This is a genomic window from Sulfitobacter sp., assembly GCF_039977885.1.
GTDB lineage: Bacteria > Pseudomonadota > Alphaproteobacteria > Rhodobacterales > Rhodobacteraceae > Sulfitobacter.
The window spans coordinates 84,591-106,115 of the sequence record NZ_JBDWCI010000010.1 but is presented as its reverse complement, the minus strand read 5'-3'; the positions used below and the strand labels follow the sequence as shown (position 1 = coordinate 106,115).

General features: G+C 57.7%; 26 protein-coding genes. 10 read left to right on the top strand and 16 right to left on the bottom strand.

Annotation, left to right across the window (positions count from 1 at the left end; translation table 11 throughout):
- The first annotated feature begins 27 nt into the window (after positions 1-27).
- The 5 genes from ABJM03_RS08165 to ABJM03_RS08145 are packed head-to-tail and all read left to right on the top strand — an operon-like array spanning position 28 to position 5,674.
- Positions 28-1,311, top strand: a complete 1,284-nt coding sequence (locus ABJM03_RS08165; RefSeq protein WP_348416915.1) for a nucleotide sugar dehydrogenase — start codon at positions 28-30, stop codon at positions 1,309-1,311.
- Positions 1,286-2,089, top strand: a complete 804-nt coding sequence (locus ABJM03_RS08160; RefSeq protein ID WP_348416914.1) for an acylneuraminate cytidylyltransferase family protein — start codon at positions 1,286-1,288, stop codon at positions 2,087-2,089. The genes ABJM03_RS08165 and ABJM03_RS08160 overlap by 26 nt, the downstream gene beginning before the upstream one ends.
- Positions 2,086-3,150, top strand: coding sequence for an N-acetylneuraminate synthase family protein (locus tag ABJM03_RS08155; RefSeq protein ID WP_348416913.1), 1,065 nt, complete (start codon positions 2,086-2,088; stop codon positions 3,148-3,150). Before ABJM03_RS08160 ends, ABJM03_RS08155 begins: the two co-directional genes overlap by 4 nt.
- A complete protein-coding gene (neuC, locus tag ABJM03_RS08150; RefSeq protein ID WP_348416912.1) occupies positions 3,143-4,312 on the top strand; it encodes a UDP-N-acetylglucosamine 2-epimerase in 1,170 nt (389 codons plus the stop codon). Before ABJM03_RS08155 ends, neuC begins: the two co-directional genes overlap by 8 nt.
- A gap of 36 nt (positions 4,313-4,348) precedes the next feature.
- Positions 4,349-5,674, top strand: coding sequence for a surface carbohydrate biosynthesis protein (locus tag ABJM03_RS08145; RefSeq protein ID WP_348416911.1), 1,326 nt, complete (start codon positions 4,349-4,351; stop codon positions 5,672-5,674).
- A gap of 15 nt (positions 5,675-5,689) precedes the next feature.
- Here ABJM03_RS08145 and ABJM03_RS08140 read toward each other — a convergent pair whose 3' ends face one another.
- The 8 genes from ABJM03_RS08140 to ABJM03_RS08105 all read right to left on the bottom strand — a co-directional run bounded on the left by ABJM03_RS08140 (position 5,690) and on the right by ABJM03_RS08105 (position 10,140).
- Positions 5,690-6,862 (bottom strand): TonB family protein, encoded by a 1,173-nt coding sequence (locus tag ABJM03_RS08140; RefSeq protein ID WP_348416910.1) that lies wholly within the window; start codon positions 6,860-6,862, stop codon positions 5,690-5,692.
- Positions 6,859-7,236 carry a biopolymer transporter ExbD gene (locus tag ABJM03_RS08135; RefSeq protein ID WP_348416909.1) on the bottom strand — a complete coding sequence of 126 codons (378 nt, stop codon included), beginning with the start codon at positions 7,234-7,236 and terminating at the stop codon, positions 6,859-6,861. The genes ABJM03_RS08140 and ABJM03_RS08135 overlap by 4 nt, the downstream gene beginning before the upstream one ends.
- A 4-nt stretch (positions 7,237-7,240) precedes the next feature.
- Positions 7,241-7,606 carry a biopolymer transporter ExbD gene (locus tag ABJM03_RS08130; protein WP_348416908.1) on the bottom strand — a complete coding sequence of 122 codons (366 nt, stop codon included), beginning with the start codon at positions 7,604-7,606 and terminating at the stop codon, positions 7,241-7,243.
- Positions 7,599-8,258, bottom strand: coding sequence for a MotA/TolQ/ExbB proton channel family protein (locus ABJM03_RS08125; protein ID WP_348416907.1), 660 nt, complete (start codon positions 8,256-8,258; stop codon positions 7,599-7,601). Before ABJM03_RS08125 ends, ABJM03_RS08130 begins: the two co-directional genes overlap by 8 nt.
- A complete protein-coding gene (locus tag ABJM03_RS08120) occupies positions 8,255-8,680 on the bottom strand; it encodes a hypothetical protein (RefSeq protein WP_348416906.1) in 426 nt (141 codons plus the stop codon). The genes ABJM03_RS08125 and ABJM03_RS08120 overlap by 4 nt, the downstream gene beginning before the upstream one ends.
- Before the next feature lie 201 nt (positions 8,681-8,881).
- Entirely contained in the window at positions 8,882-9,097 is a 216-nt protein-coding gene (locus tag ABJM03_RS08115) for a DUF2945 domain-containing protein (RefSeq protein ID WP_348416905.1), read from the bottom strand.
- Positions 9,098-9,140: 43 nt separating this feature from the next.
- A complete protein-coding gene (locus ABJM03_RS08110; RefSeq protein WP_348416904.1) occupies positions 9,141-9,551 on the bottom strand; it encodes an STAS/SEC14 domain-containing protein in 411 nt (136 codons plus the stop codon).
- 127 nt (positions 9,552-9,678) lie between these two features.
- Positions 9,679-10,140: an Lrp/AsnC family transcriptional regulator gene (locus ABJM03_RS08105; RefSeq protein WP_348416903.1), complete on the bottom strand. Its 462-nt coding sequence runs from the start codon at positions 10,138-10,140 to the stop codon at positions 9,679-9,681.
- Positions 10,141-10,288: 148 nt separating this feature from the next.
- Here ABJM03_RS08105 and ABJM03_RS08100 point away from each other — a divergent pair, with 148 nt between their 5' ends.
- The gene (locus tag ABJM03_RS08100) at positions 10,289-11,911 is read left to right on the top strand and encodes a thiamine pyrophosphate-binding protein (protein ID WP_348416902.1); all 1,623 of its coding nucleotides are present in this window, start codon (positions 10,289-10,291) and stop codon (positions 11,909-11,911) included.
- A gap of 10 nt (positions 11,912-11,921) precedes the next feature.
- Here ABJM03_RS08100 and ABJM03_RS08095 read toward each other — a convergent pair whose 3' ends face one another.
- Both ABJM03_RS08095 and ABJM03_RS08090 read right to left on the bottom strand, forming a co-directional pair.
- On the bottom strand, positions 11,922-12,470 hold the full coding sequence (locus ABJM03_RS08095; protein ID WP_348416901.1) for a YaeQ family protein: 549 nt from the start codon (positions 12,468-12,470) through the stop codon (positions 11,922-11,924).
- 105 nt (positions 12,471-12,575) lie between these two features.
- Complete coding sequence (locus ABJM03_RS08090; protein ID WP_348416900.1) at positions 12,576-13,388, bottom strand: DUF6635 family protein; 813 nt, start codon at positions 13,386-13,388, stop codon at positions 12,576-12,578.
- 189 nt (positions 13,389-13,577) lie between these two features.
- On the opposite strand from ABJM03_RS08090, the gene aspS reads away from it, so the two are divergent.
- Entirely contained in the window at positions 13,578-15,356 is a 1,779-nt protein-coding gene (aspS, locus tag ABJM03_RS08085) for an aspartate--tRNA ligase (RefSeq protein WP_348416899.1), read from the top strand.
- A gap of 49 nt (positions 15,357-15,405) precedes the next feature.
- Here the strand turns inward: aspS and ABJM03_RS08080 are convergent, their stop codons facing one another.
- Complete coding sequence (locus ABJM03_RS08080) at positions 15,406-15,597, bottom strand: hypothetical protein (protein ID WP_348416898.1); 192 nt, start codon at positions 15,595-15,597, stop codon at positions 15,406-15,408.
- A gap of 155 nt (positions 15,598-15,752) precedes the next feature.
- Between ABJM03_RS08080 and ABJM03_RS08075 the strand changes: the two genes are divergently transcribed.
- Positions 15,753-16,490 carry a GNAT family protein gene (locus tag ABJM03_RS08075; RefSeq protein WP_348416897.1) on the top strand — a complete coding sequence of 246 codons (738 nt, stop codon included), beginning with the start codon at positions 15,753-15,755 and terminating at the stop codon, positions 16,488-16,490.
- Positions 16,491-16,503: 13 nt separating this feature from the next.
- Here ABJM03_RS08075 and ABJM03_RS08070 read toward each other — a convergent pair whose 3' ends face one another.
- Complete coding sequence (locus ABJM03_RS08070) at positions 16,504-17,223, bottom strand: response regulator (protein WP_348416896.1); 720 nt, start codon at positions 17,221-17,223, stop codon at positions 16,504-16,506.
- Between the two features lie 131 nt (positions 17,224-17,354).
- On the opposite strand from ABJM03_RS08070, the gene mce reads away from it, so the two are divergent.
- Positions 17,355-17,759, top strand: coding sequence for a methylmalonyl-CoA epimerase (gene mce / locus ABJM03_RS08065; RefSeq protein ID WP_348416895.1), 405 nt, complete (start codon positions 17,355-17,357; stop codon positions 17,757-17,759).
- Between the two features lie 3 nt (positions 17,760-17,762).
- Positions 17,763-18,059, top strand: a complete 297-nt coding sequence (locus tag ABJM03_RS08060) for a DUF1467 family protein (protein ID WP_348416894.1) — start codon at positions 17,763-17,765, stop codon at positions 18,057-18,059.
- Here the strand turns inward: ABJM03_RS08060 and ABJM03_RS08055 are convergent.
- The 4 genes from ABJM03_RS08055 to trpS form a co-directional block, all read right to left on the bottom strand.
- Positions 17,989-18,726 carry an EI24 domain-containing protein gene (locus ABJM03_RS08055; RefSeq protein WP_348416893.1) on the bottom strand — a complete coding sequence of 246 codons (738 nt, stop codon included), beginning with the start codon at positions 18,724-18,726 and terminating at the stop codon, positions 17,989-17,991. The genes ABJM03_RS08060 and ABJM03_RS08055 overlap by 71 nt on opposite strands.
- Entirely contained in the window at positions 18,717-19,289 is a 573-nt protein-coding gene (locus ABJM03_RS08050) for a nitroreductase (protein WP_348416892.1), read from the bottom strand. Before ABJM03_RS08050 ends, ABJM03_RS08055 begins: the two co-directional genes overlap by 10 nt.
- 4 nt (positions 19,290-19,293) lie before the next feature.
- On the bottom strand, positions 19,294-20,400 hold the full coding sequence (locus ABJM03_RS08045) for a class II histone deacetylase (protein WP_348416891.1): 1,107 nt from the start codon (positions 20,398-20,400) through the stop codon (positions 19,294-19,296).
- 72 nt (positions 20,401-20,472) lie between these two features.
- Positions 20,473-21,495 carry a tryptophan--tRNA ligase gene (gene trpS, locus ABJM03_RS08040; RefSeq protein WP_348416890.1) on the bottom strand — a complete coding sequence of 341 codons (1,023 nt, stop codon included), beginning with the start codon at positions 21,493-21,495 and terminating at the stop codon, positions 20,473-20,475.
- Positions 21,496-21,525: the final 30 nt, after the last annotated feature.

Below are 21,525 nucleotides of genomic sequence, written 5' to 3'. Positions count from 1 at the left end.
ACGGGAGCAGCGGGGAAGGGACCTATTATGCAAGACATCACAATTTCGGTCATCGGGCTGGGCTATGTTGGTCTGCCGGTTGCTGTCGCATTTGCCCGCGCGCAGACGCGCGTCATCGCCTTTGATATTGATACCGCGCGTGTGACCGAGCTGCGCGAGGGGCACGACCGCACGCGTGAAGTTGATCCTTCTGATTTGGGTCTGTCTGACCTTCACCTGTCTGATGATCCGGCGGATCTGAAACAGGCCAATTTCCATATTGTCACTGTTCCGACCCCGATTGACGCCAACAACCGCCCCGACCTGTCGCCGCTTGTTTCGGCCTCGCGCATGTTGGGCAAATACCTGAGCAAGGGCGACATCGTTGTCTACGAAAGCACTGTTTATCCCGGTGCCACGGAAGAAGTTTGCGTGCCGGTTCTGGAAGAAGTATCTGGCCTGAAGTTTGGTTCGGATTTTACTGTCGGTTACTCGCCCGAGCGGATCAATCCCGGCGATCTTGTCCATCGTTTCGAGACGATTGTAAAAGTCGTGTCGGGCAGCGACGAACGCACCGCCGAGATTGTCGCGCAAACCTATGAACGGGTAGTCACCGCAGGCGTACACCGCGCAGCAAACCTGCAAGTCGCCGAAGCGGCAAAGGTGTTGGAGAACACCCAGCGGGATCTCAACATCGCCTTGATCAATGAAATGGCGCTGATTTTTGACCGGCTCGATGTGGATACGCGCGATGTGCTGGCGGCTGCGCAGACAAAGTGGAACTTTTTGCCGTTCAAACCCGGTTTGGTGGGCGGGCACTGTATCGGTGTTGATCCCTATTACATGGCTTATCGTGCCGAGCAGGTGGACTACCATCCGGAGGTTTTGTTGGCGGGGCGGCGGGTGAATAACTCGATGGGGAAATATGTCGCCAACCGGATTGTGCGCAACATGATGCGCCGTGGTTGGGATGGTGTGCCTCGCGTCACCATTCTGGGTGCGACGTTCAAGCCGGACGTGCCGGATATCAGGAACACCCGCGTTGTCGATATCGCCGCCGAGCTGGCGAATTTCGGTATTGATGTACAGATCACCGACCCGTTGGCCGACCCAGCAGTATTCTCGCATGAATACGGTCTGACGCTGACCTCCTTTGAGGCGTTGAAGCCGGCTGATGCGGTGGTCATGGCCGTTGCCCACGAGAGCTACCGCGATAAAGGCTGGTCCGTTCTGGATGGTTTGTTAAGGGGCGATGCGCCTATCGTGGCCGATGTGCAGGACATGTTCGACCGCGATAGCAAACCAGATGATATCGCCCTCTGGCGGCTCTAGGCGGATGATCCGCGATCCACATACAGGCGCAGATTTGCGGGTATTGGCCATTGTACCTGCGCGGGGTGGTTCCAAAGGGTTGCCGCGCAAGAATATCGCCAGAATTGCGGATGTCAGTCTGATTGCGCGGACTGCTCGTGCGGTGCGGGCCTGCGACTGGATCGACGGCGCTGTGATTTCAACAGATGATCTTGAGTTCGCTGCCGAGGCGCGCGGTGAGGGGCTTGATATGCCTGCGCTGCGCCCTGCCGAGTTGGCCAATGACACGGCAAAAGGTGTAGACGTCTGGGCCCACGCGTGGCGTGAGGCCGAGCAGACCCATGGCGTCCGGTATGACCTATCTGTCTATCTGCAACCTACGTCACCGTTCCGCACGCCGACCCATATCCATGATACGGTTAGCGCTTTACTGAATGGGCAGCATCAAGCGGCCACAACGATCAGTCAGGTGCCGGGCCACTATGCACCGCAAAAGACGCTGACGCTGGATGAAAACGGGGTTTTGCATTTCTACACGGCAGACGGTGCCAAGCATTCCAACCGCCAGACCACCGCACCCACCTGGACCCGTAACGGGCTGTGCTATGCCGCGCGCCGCGCGCATGTTGTTGATCAGGGTCTGATCTGTGAAAGCGATTGCGGAGCTGTAAAAATCGAAGGCTATGTCGCCAATATTGATGATCCCGAAGACCTATTGATCGCGCAGCTTCTCGCGGAGCATGGCGGGTATGACATTCTGGATCAACTGGCCCCCGCATTTAAGGGACAAATAACATGACACAAAAATTCACGCCTGCTTCGCCTACGTGGCTGGATGCGCCAGCGCCCGGTGCGGCCGCGACGATCATTGCCGAAGTCGCTCAGGCCCATGACGGCAGCCTTGGAACCGCCCATGCGTTTATCGATGCTGCAGCGGCGGCCGGTGCGGATGCGATTAAATTCCAGACCCATATCGCGGCAAAAGAAAGCACGATCCGCGAGCCGTGGCGCAAGAAATTCGGCTGGCAGGATGACACGCGATTTGACTACTGGCGCCGGATGGAATTCACCGAAGAACAATGGCACGGTCTGGCCGCCCACGCCCATGAGGCAGGGCTGCATTTCCTGTCCTCCCCCTTTTCACCCGAAGCGGTCGCCTTGTTGCGCCGCGTGGGCGTGCCGGGCTGGAAGATCGCATCGGGCGAGGTGGACGAGCCGCGGCTGATCAAGGCAATTACAGATACAAAGCAACCGGTCATCCTGTCTTCGGGGATGAGCGCGTTGGCCGAAACAGATCGTGCAGCACAGTGCATTCAAGAGGCCGGATGCCCTCTGGCGGTTTTGCAATGCACCACCTCCTATCCTGTCGCCCCCGAAGAGGTCGGCCTGAATGTCATGCAGGATTTTGCCTTGCGGTATCCGCAGGCGGCTGTGGGGCTGTCGGATCATTCGGCAACCATCTATCCGGGGTTGGCTGCGGTTACTTTGGGCGCGCAGGTGATCGAGGTGCATCTCACGTTGGCACGAAATATGTTCGGTCCTGATGTGTCCTCGTCTCTGACACCGGACGAGTTGAAGATGCTGTGCGAGGGTGTACGTATGATCGAGGTAATGCGTGGCAATCCGGTCGATAAGGATAGCCACGCCGCACGCATGGAGCCGATGCGCGCCATTTTTGGTAAATCCGTCGTGGCGTCACGGGACCTGAAGGCGGGTGCGGTTCTTGAGGCCAGTGATCTGGCTGCCAAAAAACCCGGCGATGGTGTGCCTGCTGCACGAATTGAAGAGTTTGTAGGCCGCCGTCTGACCCGCGCGTTGAAGTGTGATGATCTGTTGGATTGGGGCGATCTGGATGACTAGGAAGCCGCGCAAGGTTTGCGTTTTTGTCACCGCCCGCCCCAGCTATGCGCGGGTCCGGTCGGTTCTGGAAGCACTCAAGGCCCGTCAGGATGTGGAATTGCAAATCGTTGCTGCAGCTTCGGCTTTGTCGGACAGCTATGGCAACGTGGCGAATGTGATGGCGACAGAGGGTTTTGCGCCCGATGCGACAGTCGACAGTCTGGTTGAGGGAGAGGGCTATCTGGATGCGCCTGAGACCACAGCGCGCGGGCTGTCTTTGTCTTCCAAGGTTTTGACACAGCTCAAGCCCGATCTGGTTGTCACAATTGCCGACCGTTACGAGACCTTGGCGACCGCAATCGCGGCCACCTACATGAACATCCCGCTGGCGCATCTTCAGGGGGGTGAGGTCACAGGAAATATTGACGAAAAGGTGCGCCACGCCATTACCAAACTTGCGGATCTGCATCTGGTTTCCGGTCCCGATGCCGCACAGCGCGTGGAGCGTATGGGCGAGAGTGTCGAAAGCATTTTTACAACCGGTTGCCCGTCAATTGATATCGCCCGTCTTGCTGTCACCACCGCAGAGCGATTGCCCGATGCCGAGCTTTATGCCCGTTTTGGGATTTCAGGTGCGCAGCCGGACCTGTCTGGCGGGTATATTGTCGTCATGCAGCATCCTGTCACGACGGCACATGCCGACGCAGGTGCGCAAACGCAGGCGACATTGGAAGCGGTTGATGCGCTGGGCTTGCCTGCGCTTTGGTTCGCGCCAAATGTTGATTTCGGTGCTGATGCAACGAATGCAGCCATCCGTGTCTACCGTGAAGCACATGCGTTGGAACATGTGCATTTCATGCAGAATATGCCCCCCGATGAATTTATCCGCCTGCTTGCAGGAAGTAAGGGGATTGTCGGGAATAGTTCGGTTGCGATCCGCGAATGCGCCTTTTTGGGTGTGCCAGCTGTTAACATCGGGGATCGACAGGATGGGCGTGACCGCGGGCCGAACGTAATCGACACTACTTATGACGCGGCTGAAATTCAGGCTGCTCTGGCGGCGAACGTTGCGCGGGGTAAATTGGAAGGTGCGGATAACTATGGTGATGGCTTTTCCGGCCCGCGCATTGCCCAAGTGTTGGCCGAGGCACCGTTGCGCTTTCACAAGCGGATGACCTATTGAGCGATATCTTCCAGAATTGTCCTGTCGGGGGTCCTGATGTCTGATCATGCCATTCTACCCAGCGAAGTGCAGGCCCGCGAGTTTGACGCGAAACTGTTGACCGCCTGTTTTCTAGCCGAGCGAGGCTTGAGCTCGATTGTGGGCGCGCGGCATCATATCCACAACCGGTTGGCGCATTTGCCCGCAAACGTCTATCTGGCCAAGGATGTGGCCAGACCGTCGCGCCGGATATTGAACCTGATGTCCCAAATGGGCATTCAGGCCGCTTTGCTGGATGAAGAAGCTTTGGTTTTCACCTCGACAGAGGGGTATTTGTCACGTCGTGTGGACCCCGAGGCCGCAAGTACGATTGCCCGGGCCTATGCATGGGGGCCGCGCAGCGCAGAGCTGATGGCGCGTTTGCCGGGGGCTCAGAACCGGCCCTTGCTTGAAACAGGAAATCCGCGAATGGATTTGCTGCGGCCGGAACTGCAAGGGTTCCACGACCGGGCCACGCAAGAAATCCGGCGGGCACATGGTCCTTTGATCCTATTCAATTCAAACTTCGGCATGCTCAACCCCATGACCTACGCGAAAAACCGACGGCCCGAGGTTTTGAAGGCGCAGCATCCGGATATTCTGGCGTTGATGGAGCGTCGCCGGCAGACCTTCCATGCCTTTGTCGAATTGCTGCCCCAGATTGCGCGGGCGTTTCCTGATCATCAGCTTGTCATCCGTCCGCATCCGGCCGAGGCACCAAGTGCGTGGAAACCGGTTGCGGATGCTGTGCCCAATTGCAGCATTGTCAGCAGCGGGCAATCGGTTCCGTGGATGCTGGCAGCCGTGGCGACATTGCATAATGGCTGCACGACTGGATTTGAATCGTTTCTGATGGGAAAGGTTCCTATCTCATACCGCGGGATCATCAAGACGCCTGACGACACGCTGTCGCCTGACCTGTTCAGCCAGATTGTGCAGGAACCGGGTGAGGTCATAGAGGCCATCAAAGCCCGCATCAATGGCCTGCCACCTGCACCGACACAGGCACAAAAAGACGCTTTGACGCGGCATCTGACCGCAAGCGGCGGGCGCTTTGCTGCGGAACGTCTGGCCGATGATCTGGCGAATTTTCCCGACCGTATGGGACGTTTCCGGTTGGGCGGGCGGATCAAGGCACAGTTGCGCGGATGGGAGAAAGCCGTGAAAGGCCTTGTGCCAAGCAATAAAGCCAGCGCGCGATCAAATGCACATCGGTATCCCGGGGTGCCTGTTACCTTGATCGAGGAAAAGCTGACGGATTTGCGGCGCACTCTGGGTCGGTTTGATGACGTGCAGGCAGTCCCGCTGGGGCATGACATCTACCGTATCCGCCCCAAGGGTTAGGGCCGGCCTGCGGCACTACTGTATTTGGTAGGAAAAGCTGAGCTGCCGGCGTTTGCCGCCAGGAGGCGGCGGGAAAGGGGCGGCGTTTCGGACTTGTTGGCGCGCGGCGCTGTTGATCGAACTTGATCCGGAGCTGTCGATGATATCGACCGAGTTCAGAGACCCGTTTGCATTGATCACAAATATCACCTGCGCCCAGCCTGCACCTGAAACAGGCGGCGAAGCCGCGCGGTTTAATTGCGCGAGGATGCGACCGGCATAATTGGTTGTAGTGGCATTGCCGGTGTTGCGGGCAGACAGGCCCGACCGTGCGCCGCTGCCCGATTGGGCAAAGATATCAACGCCGGAACGGCTGTAGGAGGATAGGGGGGATTCGATGCGTTGCGAAGGGGCCCGCCGCGTCGTTGTCGTCGTTGAGGAACCTCCGAAATTACCCTGCCGAACCGGTGTTGGCCGCTTTGTCGGGAGCTGGGGACGTTCCGAGATGGCGGTTGCTTGATCCGAGATATCGCTGTCGATGGCCTCCACAGTTTCCTGAGGGGGTTGTTGTGCGGGTTCGGTCGGGGTCACCGGAGTTTCTGTCTCGGTCTCTGATGGTTCAAGCGAAACAGTGGGTACCGTTGATGGGGTGACTGCGACGCTGGGGGCGGGTGCGACAGGTGCCGAGGGGGCAGCGGGTGCTTGGGGCACTGCGTCTGGCGCGGCTTCGGTCGCATCGGGAGCGCCTTCGGCAATATCGGTCACTTCATCTGTGCCGGGCGGTGGGGCCAGATTTGGATCGGTTGCTTCGGTTTCTTGTGAGGGCTCGACGGTTGTCGGTTCGGCGGCTTGGCCGGTGTCCGGCGTCGGCGGCTCGGCCGTGGTCGGCTCAACCGGTTGCGCGGTGCCTGTATCGGGCGTTGTGTCCTGCTGAGGTGTCTCGGATGCGATGCGCGCATCGCTGGTTGGTATCTCATCAGGGGTAGGTTCTTCTTCGGGTGGCTCGACAGGCTCTTCCGGCTCCTGAACAGGCTCGGCGAGATTCTCGAATGTGGTGCCGGGGGCTACGACCTGTGTCACGGTGTCACCATCAGACGGCTGCGGCCTTGCCTGTTGTTCGGCACGCCAGACAACGCCAAGCCCCAGCAGGTGAAGGAGCACAGACAAAAGCACGGCGATAGCCGCAACGATGGTCGAGCGTTTGATCATTCAAGCGCCCGCGAAGTCACGAGAACGACAGAGCCTGCCCCAAGGGCGCGCAGGCGTGAAGATACTTCGATCAGGCGCGTGCCGCTTGCGTTGCGATCGGGTACAATACGCACGGGGCCGTCGGCATATGTGTCCATATAGGTTTCGGCATCGGTGGGATCACCGCGAAATCGCAGGCTGCCATCAGCACGCAAAACCAACGCATCGGGCGGTTCGCGCCCTTCGAGGCTTGAGGTGTCGACGAGTTCAAGGTCGGTATCAAGCGGAGGTGCCACGGTGCCGGCGATCAGGAAAAAGATCAGCATGATGAAAATCACATTGATCATGGCGATCGACGGGTCACCTTTGCGCCTTATACGTGCGGATGGGATCATCGGCTTACTCCAACACCAGAACAGTCAATTCGGGCCGGGCGCGCAGCCGGACCAGCAGATCGACCAGCGTTTGTGCCGAAACATCGTCGTCGAGGCTGACCAGAACCTGACCGCTTTGCAGTTGCTCAGACATATTATCCAGTGATGTTGGTGCCCCATTCATGGTCAGGCGGGTTTCTCCCAACTGCACAAAGAAGCGTTCGGTGGGTGCGGCCTGCGCTGTTTTGCCCCCCTTAGCCTGATGCAGTTCGACCTCGCCAAAGTTGGAGAAGGTCGAGGTCAGCATGAAAAAAAGCAGCAGGAGAAACACCACATCAATGAGTGGAGTCATCGACACGGCGCGTCTGATAAAGGGGGCGGTGTTACGCATGGCCTTGCAGGACGTGAGGGTCACTGATCTCCTGTGGTGCAGCGCTTTCGGGCACCAGAACAGTGCGAAGCGCCATATCGGCAAACACCCGTTCACGCGCTGTGCGGCTTTCGAGCCATGCCAGAATCATAGAGCTAGGCATGGCGACGGCCAGACCCACGGCCGTGGTCAGCAGCGCCACCCAGATACCACCGGCAAGCAATGATGGATCAACCGACGCGCCGCCCTCCTGAAGGCCCTGAAAGGCGTCGATCATCCCCAGAACCGTACCGAACAGACCCAAAAGCGGGGCAATCTGTGCGACGGTATCGAGAAGGCGAAAACCGCGTTCCAACCGCGCGAGCGCCATGCCCGCTTCGGCGTCCAGCCGTGCTTCGATCCCGTGCCGGTCGGCTCCATGCATCGCAGAATCCAGAATGGGGGCAAGGTAGCTACGGCTTTGGGCCAACTGCGCTTGCGCGCCCGCACCGTCGCCGTTGTCCCATGCCTGCAACGCTTGGCTTAGGTGGCTGTGGCGTCCGACACGAAGGGTCGAGAACTGCCAAAGCTTATAGATGGTGACCGACAGTGTCAGCACAGACATCACAAACAAGATTGCGACGACAGGCCCGCCGAGTTCGAAAATACTGCCCAAAGCGCTGAAATCGATCATCCGATCAACTCGACCGTTAGGCGACTGCTAAGCGATAGGGCATCCTTGCAGATCGGGCTTTCCGCACCATCAACCACGCATGAGCTGGCTCCGTTGATCAGCGCTTTTCCGACGCTATCACAGGAGCGACCGGGCAGGTCGAACTGGCGTACTCTTGTGCTGCCTGTGGGGAGATCGCGGAAATCGAAGAGGGAGAGATTTGCCACGCCACCGTCTGAATCGAAAATCACTGTTTCGAACACGGCTTTTTCGATTGTTGTGCCGGTTTTATTCTGGGCCAAAAACGAAAGGCGGCAGGTGCCGTCATTGTCTTGCAGGTTATTCAGCTCAAGCTGGAGGTTCGCGGGGACAGCTTGCGCGGCGGCGGAAATTGGAACCGCACCCGCAAGGCACAGCAAAAATACGAAATGGCGAAATGGCACGAAGGTACTCCCATAAGGTTGACGCGGAGCAAGTTGGCACATGCGGTAGCGGTGGGGACAGTAAGCGTCAGGACCATATACTACGTCACAGGCCGGATGGGCAAAAGCCCTTTGTCCGGATCGGCGGTATCACGTATGATCAATTTCCGGAGGGGAGACAGCCATCATGCAACGGGGCATCCGCCCGTTAGCAGGCACAGGTCATGTGCGCTCTACTTCCGAGGCGAGTTTGAGCACCGCATCCCCGTCTGATTGTTTGATGTAGAGGGCCGGATCGTCCTTGGTACCATTGCGGGTCACTTCGGATCCTTTGATTTTACGGGTGATTTTCTGGGTGAAAGTGGACTGAACCGTGCCTTTGGCATGTCCGTTACCCCAAGACCATTTAACATGATCGCCTTCTGAAATGGCGGGCATGGTGTTTCCTTTACTTCGTTGGTGTCTAGGTGTCGGAGAGTGTTTAATTTCCGCGTGCAGGGCGCTTTGGATGCGCACCGACAAACTCCCAAGCCGCGGACATTTCTGAGGCCTTGAAGGCTTTGGCCTTAACTGGAATGACCTTATCCATCATGTCGATCAGCTTTTTCCCGCGTTCCGGCGGCCCGATGATCGCGTAGCGCGTCACGTGGGTCAGTGCGCGCAAGCGTGACGTTAAAACACTGCGGTTCAGCATGGCGTCCCAATCAGAGCGGGTGAATTCGGTCAGATCAAGCAGCATGTTCACCCTGTCATAGCGATCAAACACCGCGTTCATATGTTTCGCGAGGGCTTCGGAGGCATTGTCATCTATATGCCCCTCGACGCGAAAGGCATGAACCCGCGGTGTATCTGTTTTGATCTGGGTGATCGGACCAGATGTGAAATCTGTCATGGCGTATCTCCTTTGATGACCCAACAGACGACTCAGGCAAACAGTTCCGCTGCATGCGCTGATTCAACGCGCGCGGGGATCGGGAACCCAACCGGTTGTTTGATGTGCTGCTTTGGTCAGTGACGGCTCAAACGTCGAGCGGTAGCGCGCCAGAGACTTTCATTTGCCGCAAGATGAAGAGCGTGGTTGTTGTCCTGACAATCCCGAGGCCAAGCAGTTTATGCATGATGAATTGTTCAAGCTTTTCAGGATCGGTTGCCGCGACCTTGAGGATATAGTCGAATTCGCCGGTAATGGTCGCACATTCGAGGACTTGTTCGTTCAGGTCGACAAAGTTGTGAAATTTCTCGATCGACGCGGGTTGGTGATCCACCAAAGATACCTGCACATGTGCAAGCGCGTTTAGGCCAAGCTTTTTCCCATCCACAATCGCTGCATAGCGGGTGATGTATCCGTCATCCTCCAGACGTTTGACGCGCCGCCAGCAGGGCGAGGGCGACAGGCCAACCGCCTCTGACAGGGTTTGCGTGCTTGCACGCCCGTCGCGCTGGAGCACTTTCAGAATTAGCTTTTCGAACGTATCGAGCAAAGATTAACCTCCGAACGGCTGAATCAAGGTTTAATCTTTCTATACTGGGTCAAATTCTAGGAATTCAGAAGGCATATCTTGAGTTGCATGGGTTATTTTTGCTCCAAGCTGCCTATGCCGGCACAGATTTGCCTGAAAAGTGATCCCAATGAACAACGCTGCACATGTCTATCAGTCCATCGCCCGCGCCCTCAAAGACCACGAGGCCACGACGATGTTCGGGCTGATGGGGGATGCCAACCTGTTCATGGTGGCAAGTTATGTGCAGGAATTCGGCGGGCAATTCATTCCGGCGGCGCATGAGGGCAGTTCGATCTTGATGGCGTCTGCCTATGCCCATGTATCAGGTAAGGTGGGTGTGGCCACGGTGACGCATGGCCCGGCGTTGGCCAATTGTGTTACTGCGTTAACCGAAGCCGCCCGTGGTCGTATGCCGATGGTGGTTTTGGCGGGCGATACCCCTGCCGACAATCCGCGTCATTTGCAAAGCATTGATCAGCGCGAGGTGGTGAAGGTGACCGGCGCGGGGTTCGAACAGCTTCGCGCGCCTGCCACCGCCGGAGAGGATGTCGCGCGCGCCTTCTACCGCGCCCAGACCGAGCGTCGCCCGATCGTTCTTAACATGCCCGCCGATTTTATGTGGCAAGAGGCACCGTATGCCTGCCGCGTGCTGGATGTGTTCATCAAGCCGGGCGGGGTGGCCGAAGGCGATGTTCTGGATAACGCGATCGGGATGATTGCCTCGGCGCGGCGGCCGCTGATTCTGGCGGGTGGTGGTGCGGTCGCGGCGCGTGATGTGCTGGTGCGGCTGGCTGACCGGTTGGAGGCACCGTTGGCGACAACGCTACAGGCAAAGGGGCTGTTTAAGAATCACCCTTTCAACATTGATATTTTCGGCACGCTATCGACGCCAGCGGCCTATGATCTGATCGCGCAATCCGATTGCATCATTTGTTTCGGCACTGCGTTGCATGATTTCACGACAGACCGTGGCAAGTTGATGAAGGACAAGCGAGTGGTGCAAATCGACACTGATCCAACCGCAATCGGAGGCGGTTTGCATCCCGATGCGGCATTGGTCGCTGATGCAGGGGCCGCCGCCGAGACGATATTGTTCTGGCTTGACGAAGCCGAAGTGCCCTCAAGCGGGTTCACCCGTGATCTGGATATTGCAACGCTTACCGCCCATGCGCCCGGTTCAGGGAAGGCGGCGGAGGGCGTGATCAACTACGTCCAGGCGCTGGAGCGGCTGGAGGCCGCGCTGCCGGATGATCGTATATTGGTCACCGATGGGGGGCGTTTTATGACCGAAGTCTGGTGCCGCCTTTCGGTTGACGGGCCGCGCAGTTTTGTCAGCACTGTGAATTTCGGTGCCATCGGTCTGGGCCTGCAAGAAGCCATAGGCGCAGGCGTTGCCGCGCCGGAACGACCTGTCGTGCTATTTAGCGGTGATGGCGGCTTCATGATGGGCGGCATAAACGAATTCAACACCGCTGTGCGTCTGGGCCTAGATCTGATTGTGATAATCGCCAACGATTCCGCCTACGGAGCCGAGCATATCCAGTTTCTTGACCGTAAGATGGACCCTACGTTGGCTGAATTCGAATGGCCGTCCTTTGCTGCTATTGCGAAATCTCTTGGTGGCGACGGCCTTGAGGTGCGCTCCAACGCAGAGCTCGAGACGGCGCTGGAGGCACTTGAGGACCGCAAGGGCCCCTATTTGATTGAATTACGGCTTGATCCGGCGGATGTGCCGCGCATGCGCATCTGACGGATAGTCGTCAGGAACCCGCCTCTTTTAGCGTCACGGGTGTGATGTAGATCATGCTTTCATCCAGACTCACCATGACTTCGCCGTCTTGAATGTTGACCTGAATCTTCATCGAACGGTTCGCCAATTTGGCCAATGCGTCGGTGTCTTGTTCTGACAGGTTGACCACGCTGAGATTATCAAAACGGGTGGTGCTGTTTTTAATCTTGTCCCACCAGACTTCGGCGGTTCTGCCGCCATAGCAATAAATGATGACTTTATGCGCCTTGCTACAGGACTGGCGTATTATCTTTTCGCTGGGCAGCCCCAGCGCAATCCATAGCTCGAGCTCGTCACTCAGGCTTTTTTGCCAGATGTCCGGCTCGTCATCCGTCGACAGACCTTTTGTCAGCTCCAACTGCTCGTTTGCATTCAGGGCAAAGGCGATCAGGCGCACCATCAACCGCTCATCTGTTTCTGACGGGTGTTTGGCCACGGTCAACTTATGTGTTTCGTAATAGTGCCGGTCCATATCGGACACAGAAAGCTCAACTTTGTAGATCGTGGATTTTTGCGCCATGACAGGTCCTGCTGGTAGTGGATAGGCATGCCTAATGCGTCAGGCGACCGTGTGAAAGCAGATAACGGGATGCACAGGGATTTAATCGGCGCGTACGGGGCGGGGTTATCCGCGCAGAAAACGCCATAGATTAAGCGCCAAATCGCTCAGGTCGCCCAGCCGTGCGGTGACATGTTCGCGCGCAAGGCCGCCGCTATGTGCATCATCTGTATTCAGGCGTTCAAGCAGGCGGGACAGCCTGCGCCGATGCGTACCGGTTAACACCTGCAAGGGATCTGCAATCAAACCGGCAAATGTGGTCACCACAGATAGAACCAATGCCAGCGCAATGCCCGTGATCACGACCTGCCATGTATCAAGGCCGGGCGAGAATACTGCATAATAGGCCAATCCCAACCCCTGCCCGAAGGGGAATTGCTCGACAGCTAGGGAATGGGCGCGCCGTTCGGCGACGGGGCCAATAAGGGAAAACAGGCCCGGTGTGGGTCTGTGAAATATGAAATAGCCGGCGATCAAAAGGCAGAGGGATGTGGTAATCTCCGCAACCGCGTTGCGCACATCTGTGTATTCGGCGACTTCATGGGCAATGGCATCACGCGGCGCGCGCACGCCCAATCCTGCCCCTTCCAGACCATAGATAAAATCCGTAACGCGTTGGGCAACTTGCCGCGATGCATTGGTTTGCAGCAGAATTTTGCGCCGGGACAGCCAAAGAGAGGTCTTTGCCAGCCCGAGACGTTTGGCCAATAGCGCAAGCAATCGCACGATGAGTAGGACAGGGGCCAGAAACACATTCAAGGGGGCCCGCAAAAGGTCTGCACCAATAGCTGAGCGGTGGAGACGTATCGTACCCCATAGGCCAAAGTTCGTCCGAACAAACGCTTTTATACACAGCTGTAGTCGCGTGTTCGGCGTCATCTGGTTCTCCGTCGGTTTTGCTGGCAAGTTGTATCTGGCCTGCCCGCAATGGGGGATGATGGAAGCATCAGTGGCAATAGGGCACTGATTCCTGCTTGTATTGAGGTAATACCACGACGTTCTCAGTCAATGACACTTGCTGTTCGGATCAATTGGGGTAGAAGAAGGGCCGAAATGAAAGGGACCGTCATGCACGCTTACCGAAGCCAGACCTGCGCTGATCTTAACGCCAAAAATGTAGGGGATAATGTCCGTTTGTCGGGGTGGGTGCACCGTGTGCGCGACCACGGCGGCGTGTTGTTTATCGACTTGCGGGATCATTACGGCATGACGCAGCTGATCTGCGATCCCGATTCCGCAGCATTTGCCGATGTGGAAAAGGTCCGCTCGGAATGGTGTATCCGCATCGATGGCGAGGTAAAGGCCCGCGCAGACGATCTGGTCAACAGCAAGATCCCCACTGGCGAGATCGAAGTGTTCATCCGCGACATCGAAGTTCTGGGCCGCGTGAATGGCGACCTGCCGTTGCAGGTTTTCGGTGAACAGGAATACCCCGAAGAAACCCGCCTGCGGTATCGTTATCTCGATCTGCGCCGCGAAAAAATGCAGCGTAACATGGTGCTGCGTTCCGATGTGGTCAGCTCGATCCGCAAGCGGATGTGGGATCAGTCGTTCAAAGAATTCCAAACGCCGATCATCACCGCCTCCAGCCCTGAAGGCGCGCGTGACTTTTTGGTGCCTTCGCGCCTGCATCCGGGCAAGTTCTATGCGCTGCCCCAAGCTCCTCAGCAGTTCAAGCAGCTGTTGATGGTGTCGGGCTTTGACAAGTATTTCCAGATCGCGCCCTGTTTCCGCGACGAGGACCCGCGCGCCGACCGCTCGCCAACTGACTTCTACCAGCTCGACCTCGAGATGTCGTTTGTCGAACAGCAGGATGTCTTTGACACGATCCAGCCCGTTCTGACCGGCATTTTCGAAGAATTCGGCGGCGGCAAAGCTGTTGATCAAGAATGGCCGCAGATTTCCTATAAGGATGCGGCGCTTTGGTACGGCTCGGATAAACCCGACCTGCGCAACCCGATCAAGATGCAGGTTGTGTCCGAGCATTTCGAGGGCTCCGGTTTTGCGATCTTTGCCAAGCTGCTGGAGCAAGAAGGCACTGAAATCCGCGCAATTCCCGCCCCCAAAGGCGGTAGCCGCAAGTTCTGCGACCGTATGAATGCATTTGCACAAAAAGAAGGGCTGCCCGGCATGGGCTATATCTTCTGGCGCGATCAGGGCGAAGGCATGGAGGCGGCTGGCCCGCTGGCCAAGAATATCGGGCCAGAACGTACCGAAGCCATTCGCCAACAGCTTGGCCTAGGTGTCGGTGATGCGGCCTTCTTCCTTGGCGGCAAGCCCAAAGCGTTTGAAGCCGTTGCAGGCCGTGCGCGTAACGTCATCGGCGAAGAGCTGGGCCTGACCGATATGGATCGCTTTGCCTTTGCGTGGATCGTGGATTTCCCGATCTATGAAAAAGACGAGGAAAGCGGCAAGATCGACTTCGAACACAACCCGTTCTCGATGCCCCAAGGCGGCATGGCCGCTCTTGAAGGCGACCCGCTTGAGGTGCTGGGCTATCAGTACGATCTGGCCTGTAACGGCTATGAGCTGGTATCGGGCGCGATCCGGAACCACCGCCCCGAGATCATGTTCAAAGCCTTCGAGATTGCAGGCTACGGCGAAGACGAAGTGCGCAAGCGTTTTGGCGGCATGGTTAACGCCTTCCAATACGGCGCGCCGCCCCACGGTGGTTGTGCTGCGGGCATCGACCGGATTGTGATGTTGCTGGCGGAAGAGAGCAATATCCGCGAAGTGATCCTGTTCCCGATGAACCAGCGGGCCGAAGATTTGATGATGAACGCGCCCAATGATCCGATGCCGGATCAATTGATGGAGCTGGGCCTGCGCGTTATCCCGCAGGATTAAACATAAAGCGCCGCAGCAATCTGCGGCGCTTTTCTTTTGTGGGTAGGGGTTACTGGTTTTGGAGAAACACCTCATCGGTAGTTAAAAATGTGCCCACGTTATTACCAAGCGAAACCGCGCCGCTTTGAATTCCCGCTGCCGCTGCGATGCTGAGCCCCACTATGGCTGCGGTCAGCACAATCCAATCAACGGTAACGGCCCCCGATGTCTCCTGACAAAAGTGGCGAAGAAGGTCTGTCATGGCGGCTGTCCTGTCTAGTGTATTCGCCGCCCAGATTAGCGATCAATTGAGGCATGACTTGGGGAGTTTTGCTACGGTTTACGTTGCATTTTATCTATCGGCGCTGTGGCTTTCACAGCTTGGCCTTGAGCGAAATGCAGCCTATCATTTTTGTTATGAACATAGACCAAGATCAAAATGCCCCGTTGGGGACCATAGTGCATGACTGGGCCGCGCCAGTGCGCCCGGATGCTGTAGATTTACAGGGGCGGTTTGCCCGGCTTGAGCGGCTGAATGCTGAACAACATGCCGCGCTGCTTTACCGTGCTTTCGCGGGGCATGATGCGGTTTGGGATTATATGCCCGTTGGTCCGTTTTCCTCAGCCGCGCAATACCACCGCTGGGTGCGTGACAACGAAGGCCGCGAAGATCCGGTGTTCTATGCGATCAAAAACCTTCAGACCGGCAATTGGGAAGGTGTCGCAAGTTACTTGCGCATCACCCCCGAGGCGGGCTCGATTGAGGTGGGCTATATTAGTTTTAGCCCCGCGCTGCAGCGCACGCCCGCCGCGACAGAGGCGATGTATCTGATGATGGCCTGGGCGTTCGAGGCCGGGTATCGTCGGTATGAATGGAAGTGTAATGCGCTGAATATAGCATCGCGCCGTGCGGCGCAGCGGCTGGGGTTTAGTTTTGAAGGGGTGTTCCGGCAGGCTGCAGTCGTCAAAGGGCGCAACCGTGACACAGCATGGTTTGCTGTAATTGATGCGGAATGGCCGGCGTTAAAAGAGGCGTTTTCCGCGTGGCTATCCCCATCAAATTTTGACTCTGATGGTCAACAGCGCGAAAGGCTGGGCGACATGACGCGATTGGTTCGCGTGGCCCATGACCCCGCCCTGCCTCATAGCAGCTAGGCAGCTACCCGTGTTAAATGGCCATCTTTGTGGCCAGGCGTTCTTGGATAAGCCCCGCGATCTGTGCCGTTTCGGATGCTGCTGTAAGCCCAGCCGCCCGTCGTCCTGCGAGGGCACGTGCAGCATTTTCCATGTGGGTATCGTCAACCGACCGCGCGACACCTTCTAAAAACTGCGCGATATAGTCGAGCACTTGATCGTTGGGCGCACCCTCCAGCAAATCGGCAGCATAGTTTATGTCGTCATGATAGGCGATTTCGTCTGGAGATACCTGTTCATCCACAACTGTACGTAGCCCGGGTGGCCGACGATCCGCAGGTAGGTTCGATAGGATCAATTGTTGGAAAATGGCCAGTGAGGTGATCGGCTTACTCAAAAAGCCCTGTGCTCCCGCCGCGAGGGCTTCGGCCTCGAGCATGTCATCACCTGAGGTCGCCAGAACCACGCTTGGTTCGTTATCGACCTGCGCAAGCTCTGTAATCAGGTCAGCACCATTGCCGTCAGGCAGCCCCATATCCACGACCACGACGGAGGGGCGATAGACCTGTAAATGCCGCCGTGCAGAGCGGATGCAATCGGCCCGCCTGATCCGCGCACCAGAGCGTAGACAAAGCAGGCGCATGGCCTCGCAGGCATATCGGCTATCCTCGACCACAAGAACCGTCAGGCCCAACAGGGGGCGTGTGGCGGTTGGTGCCGGATAGTTGGTGGCGAACGGGTCGTTGGTGTCCATGGTGCTCTCCGATTCCTTAAAACTCTACCCGACGTTACGCAGTCGTCACTAATGGAGCGTTAACGCGTCGCATTGCGCCTTGGCCAATTGCGGCTCATAACGGTGCGCAGGTTAACACAAGGAATAGTTCTATGATCGGACGCCTGAACCACGTGGCTATCGCTGTACCGGACCTTGAGGCGGCGGCGGATCAATACCGCAATGCGCTGGGTGCGAATGTCGGTGCGCCCCAGGATGAGCCCGACCATGGCGTGACGGTCATTTTCATTGAACTGCCCAACACCAAGATCGAACTGCTTTATCCGCTTGGCGAGGATTCCCCTATTCAGGGGTTTCTCGACAAAAATCCCGCGGGCGGCATCCACCATATCTGCTATGAAGTGGATGACATCATCGCCGCGCGTGATCACCTCAAAACCACCGGAGCCCGCGTGTTGGGCAGCGGAGAACCCAAGATCGGTGCCCATGGAAAGCCTGTGATTTTCCTGCATCCCAAAGATTTCAACGGGGCTCTGGTCGAGCTGGAGCAGGTTTGAGCCATGGGTCCTGTTTCCGCTATTGTTCTTTATGCCATCGTTTGGTTCATGCTGTTTTTGATCATCTTACCGATCCGCGTGCAGACGCAAGGTGACCTGAAAGATGTAGTGCCGGGCACCCATGCGGGCGCACCGGAACATCACCACCTCAAAAGAAAAGCACTGTGGTGCACGCTGATCGCTTTTGTCATCTGGGGTCTGTTTGTTGCGATTATTCTGTCGGGTGTGATTACCGTGGATAATCTGGAGGACTGGTTTGGTCGCGGGGCGCCTGTGGCAGCATCTGGAACAGATGGGTAAACGTCGCGGCCCCCATAATGGGGATAACGAGGTTCAGTAATGGGACCGAAAGCGGCAGTGCCATAAAGGTGCCTGCGATCCAGATCGTGAGGAAATTCTTGCGCCACAACTGTTTGGCGCGGGCACGCCCGACACGGCGCATAGCGGCAAGGGTGTAGTATTCCCGCCCCAGTAGAAACCCGTTCACGGCCCAAAAGATGAACAGGGCAAAAGGCGCAAAGATCACGTAAAGGATCAGCGCAAACAGGTTTACCACCAACAAGATACCCAAAAAGCTGAAGGTGTCGCGCAGTGCCTCCCCCCAAGAGGCCCGTGGCCCCTGCGGCAGTTGCGGGTAATGCACAGCCTCGACCGCATCGGCCACATCATCCAGAAACAGCGATGTTACAGCCGAGGCAACCGGTACCATCAAAAAGATCGACGCGATCATCACGACAATTACAGCGCCCCAGCTGATCAGATTGTCCAGCCAAGTAACCTCGCCGATCAAGGGCAAAGAAAGACCGTCACTGAAAAGCCCGCTGGCCAGCCACGACAGGCACCATGCAAAGGCGACCAACAAGGCCAGCGCCCCGCCAATGCCCAGCATCAAAACGCGGCGAAAGCGAGGATCGCCGACCTGACTTAGTGCCAGCCCGAAGGCTTTGAAAACTGTCGCTAGAGCCATGAAGTAATGGACTCCAGATCCGGTCGGGGGCGCTCGGGCGGGATGCTGCTTTCGGTTCCGATATGAATGAAACCTGCAATGCGTTCATTTGCGGCAAGGTCGAAACCTTGCGTCATGAAGGCACGGTCATGGCTGACCCAACCACTAAGCCAATTTGCCCCCCAACCCGCAGCAAGGGCGGCGTTGAGCAGCGCAAGACAGACGGCTCCCGCCGAATAGGTCTGTTCTAGTGGGGGGATTTTCGGGGACGGTTTTTGTACTTCGACGACAACCACGGCCAGATGACCCTGATCGAATTGTGCGCGGCCCTTGGTGATCTGTTCGGGGTCCAGCGCGAGGGCCTCGCCGCGTGCCTGCGCCAGTTCGGCCAATGGGGCCATCGCCGCGCGATCAATCACGATAAACCGCCACGGTTCCAGCTTGCCGTGATCCGGTGTGCGCGCGGCCGCGGTGAGCAGCTGCATAAGCGTTTCGCGGTCCGGCACCGGCCCGCTGAGCGTCTTGGCTGGTCGCGAACGACGGTTGAGAAGAAACTCTAGGGCTTGAGGGTTGGGTACAGGCATTGCGTTAAACTCCCGCAGTTTTGGCCATGTCGTCGATTAGCTCTTTTTGAAACGCGAGAACGCGCGGATTGGGTTGGCGGGCGGTCAGGGCGGCCTCCATTGGATCGGGGGCATGGATGTCGCTGCCGCTGAGTGCCACCATCACCGCATGACCGCAGAAAGGGACATAGGTTTCGGAGTAGCCGCCTTCATGCACGACAACCAGTTTGCCGCCGCATAGCGCTTCGGCAGTTTGTTTGATCCGCGCAGTCATCGCGCCAAATGTCTTTGCCATCGCCAGCATGGAGCCCAGCGGGTCAGGGGCGGCACAGTCATAACCACAAGCCACAATAACCAGGTCGGGCTTGAAGGCTGTGATTTTAGGAATGACCACCGTATCAATCGCATGCAGATACCCTTCATGCCCCATTCCCGCAGGCAGCGGCAGATTGAGGTTGAACCCGCAGCCTTTGCCCGCCCCGCGATCAGCCAGTTTGCCGGTTTGAAGGGGGTAATTGCCCTCTTGGTGCAGCGAGATCGTCAGCACATCATCACGGTCATAGAAGGCCGCCTCGGACCCGTTGCCGTGGTGCACGTCCCAATCAAGGATCACCACCCGCGTGGCGCGCCCCTCGGCAAGTGCGGCCTCAACGGCGATGGCGATATTGGCCAGCAGGCAAAAGCCCATGGGCTTGTCCGGCTCGCAATGGTGGCCGGGCGGGCGTGACAGGGAGTAGGCATTGTCCAGCTCACCGCTGAGCACCGCGCGTACGGCCTGCGTGGCCAAACCGGCCGAGAGCGCCGCTATCTCATAGCCATCGCGGGTAAAGGGGGCGTGGTGACCCAGCTCACCACCTCCGCCATCCGAAGCCGCCTTGAATGCATCAAGATAGCTCCGGGGATGCACACGCAGCAGCTCTTCGCGGCTGGCCGCAGGTGCGCTTTGCATCGAGAGCGCAGCGGACAAGCCGGTCACATCCATTAGGTTCTTGAAACGCCGCTTTGTCTCGGCGCTTTCGGGTAATCCTCCGGCGGCTAGCGGCTGCACCAGCCCGCCCAAAGGCAGTGTCCCGGCATAGTTGCCGCCTGCGTGCCAGAACGTCCGTTCATCCCAGAAAAATCCCGTGGCCATCAGCGCCTCCTGTTGTTGCCGTGAAACTGGCAAAGCGGGGCATGAATGTCCACGGGGGACGGTCGGCTGCGCTTAGCCAACCATACCTACGATGTCATAGGTTTTTTTCAAGATAGGGGCCGTGATCTCACGCGCTTGTTGCGCGCCTTTGGCCAGCAATTTGTCGATTTCGCTCACGTCATCCATCAGCCGCGCCATTTCGAACGAGATGGGTGCCAGTTTCGCAACGGCCAGTTCGGCCAAGGCGGGTTTGAACGTGCCGAATTGCTGCCCGCCGACTTCGGCCAGAACCTGCTCAACGGTCTGATCGCTTAGGCCGGCATAGATGTTGACCAGATTGCGCGCCTCGGGGCGGTCTTTCAGGCCTTCGATCTCCGACGGCAGCGCCTCGGGATCGGTTTTGGCCTTGCGGATCTTCTTGGCGATAGTGTCGGCGTCATCTGTCATGTTGATGCGGCTGGCATCAGAAGGGTCGGATTTGGACATCTTCTTGGACCCGTCCCGCAGGCTCATCACGCGGGTTGCGGCACCTTCGATCACCGGCTCTACCTCGGGAAAGAAATCGACGCCGTAGTCGTGGTTGAACTTGGCGGCGATGTCGCGGGTCAGCTCAAGGTGCTGCTTTTGGTCTTCGCCCACTGGCACATGGGTCGCATGGTAGATCAGAATATCTGCCGCCATCAGCGCAGGATAGGCAAAGAGGCCCAGCGATGCGGCTTCGGCGTTTTTGCCGGATTTATCTTTCCACTGGGTCATGCGGCCCATCCATCCCATGCGGGCGACGCAGTCGAAAATCCACGCCAGCTGTGCGTGCTCCGGGACTTGGGACTGGTTGATGAGGATCGACTTTTCAGCGCTGATGCCCGAAGCAATAAACCCAGCGGCCAATTCGCGCGTGTTGTGGCGCAAAGTGGCTGGGTCCAATAGTTTGGCTGTGATCGCATGCAGGTCAACCATGCAATAGATCGTCTCGAAATCGCCCTGATCCTGCATATCCACAAAGCGTTTGATCGCACCCAGATAGTTACCCAAAGTCAGCCCGCCAGAAGGCTGGATGCCGGAAAAGACACGGGGGGTGAAGGAAGTCTGGGTCATGAAATGCTCCGCTTGGGGCTGGATATGCTG

Coding starts and splice junctions, on each gene's coding strand:
- ABJM03_RS08165 (WP_348416915.1), top strand. CDS start 28: ATGCAAGACATCACAATTTCGGTCATCGGGCTGGGCTATGTTGGTCTG.
- ABJM03_RS08160 (WP_348416914.1), top strand. CDS start 1,286: ATGATATCGCCCTCTGGCGGCTCTAGGCGGATGATCCGCGATCCACAT.
- ABJM03_RS08155 (WP_348416913.1), top strand. CDS start 2,086: ATGACACAAAAATTCACGCCTGCTTCGCCTACGTGGCTGGATGCGCCA.
- neuC (WP_348416912.1), top strand. CDS start 3,143: ATGACTAGGAAGCCGCGCAAGGTTTGCGTTTTTGTCACCGCCCGCCCC.
- ABJM03_RS08145 (WP_348416911.1), top strand. CDS start 4,349: ATGTCTGATCATGCCATTCTACCCAGCGAAGTGCAGGCCCGCGAGTTT.
- ABJM03_RS08140 (WP_348416910.1), bottom strand. CDS start 6,862: ATGATCAAACGCTCGACCATCGTTGCGGCTATCGCCGTGCTTTTGTCT.
- ABJM03_RS08135 (WP_348416909.1), bottom strand. CDS start 7,236: ATGATCCCATCCGCACGTATAAGGCGCAAAGGTGACCCGTCGATCGCC.
- ABJM03_RS08130 (WP_348416908.1), bottom strand. CDS start 7,606: ATGCGTAACACCGCCCCCTTTATCAGACGCGCCGTGTCGATGACTCCA.
- ABJM03_RS08125 (WP_348416907.1), bottom strand. CDS start 8,258: ATGATCGATTTCAGCGCTTTGGGCAGTATTTTCGAACTCGGCGGGCCT.
- ABJM03_RS08115 (WP_348416905.1), bottom strand. CDS start 9,097: ATGCCCGCCATTTCAGAAGGCGATCATGTTAAATGGTCTTGGGGTAAC.
- ABJM03_RS08110 (WP_348416904.1), bottom strand. CDS start 9,551: ATGACAGATTTCACATCTGGTCCGATCACCCAGATCAAAACAGATACA.
- ABJM03_RS08100 (WP_348416902.1), top strand. CDS start 10,289: ATGAACAACGCTGCACATGTCTATCAGTCCATCGCCCGCGCCCTCAAA.
- ABJM03_RS08095 (WP_348416901.1), bottom strand. CDS start 12,470: ATGGCGCAAAAATCCACGATCTACAAAGTTGAGCTTTCTGTGTCCGAT.
- ABJM03_RS08090 (WP_348416900.1), bottom strand. CDS start 13,388: ATGACGCCGAACACGCGACTACAGCTGTGTATAAAAGCGTTTGTTCGG.
- aspS (WP_348416899.1), top strand. CDS start 13,578: ATGCACGCTTACCGAAGCCAGACCTGCGCTGATCTTAACGCCAAAAAT.
- ABJM03_RS08080 (WP_348416898.1), bottom strand. CDS start 15,597: ATGACAGACCTTCTTCGCCACTTTTGTCAGGAGACATCGGGGGCCGTT.
- ABJM03_RS08075 (WP_348416897.1), top strand. CDS start 15,753: ATGAACATAGACCAAGATCAAAATGCCCCGTTGGGGACCATAGTGCAT.
- ABJM03_RS08070 (WP_348416896.1), bottom strand. CDS start 17,223: ATGGACACCAACGACCCGTTCGCCACCAACTATCCGGCACCAACCGCC.
- mce (WP_348416895.1), top strand. CDS start 17,355: ATGATCGGACGCCTGAACCACGTGGCTATCGCTGTACCGGACCTTGAG.
- ABJM03_RS08060 (WP_348416894.1), top strand. CDS start 17,763: ATGGGTCCTGTTTCCGCTATTGTTCTTTATGCCATCGTTTGGTTCATG.
- ABJM03_RS08055 (WP_348416893.1), bottom strand. CDS start 18,726: ATGGCTCTAGCGACAGTTTTCAAAGCCTTCGGGCTGGCACTAAGTCAG.
- ABJM03_RS08050 (WP_348416892.1), bottom strand. CDS start 19,289: ATGCCTGTACCCAACCCTCAAGCCCTAGAGTTTCTTCTCAACCGTCGT.
- ABJM03_RS08045 (WP_348416891.1), bottom strand. CDS start 20,400: ATGGCCACGGGATTTTTCTGGGATGAACGGACGTTCTGGCACGCAGGC.
- trpS (WP_348416890.1), bottom strand. CDS start 21,495: ATGACCCAGACTTCCTTCACCCCCCGTGTCTTTTCCGGCATCCAGCCT.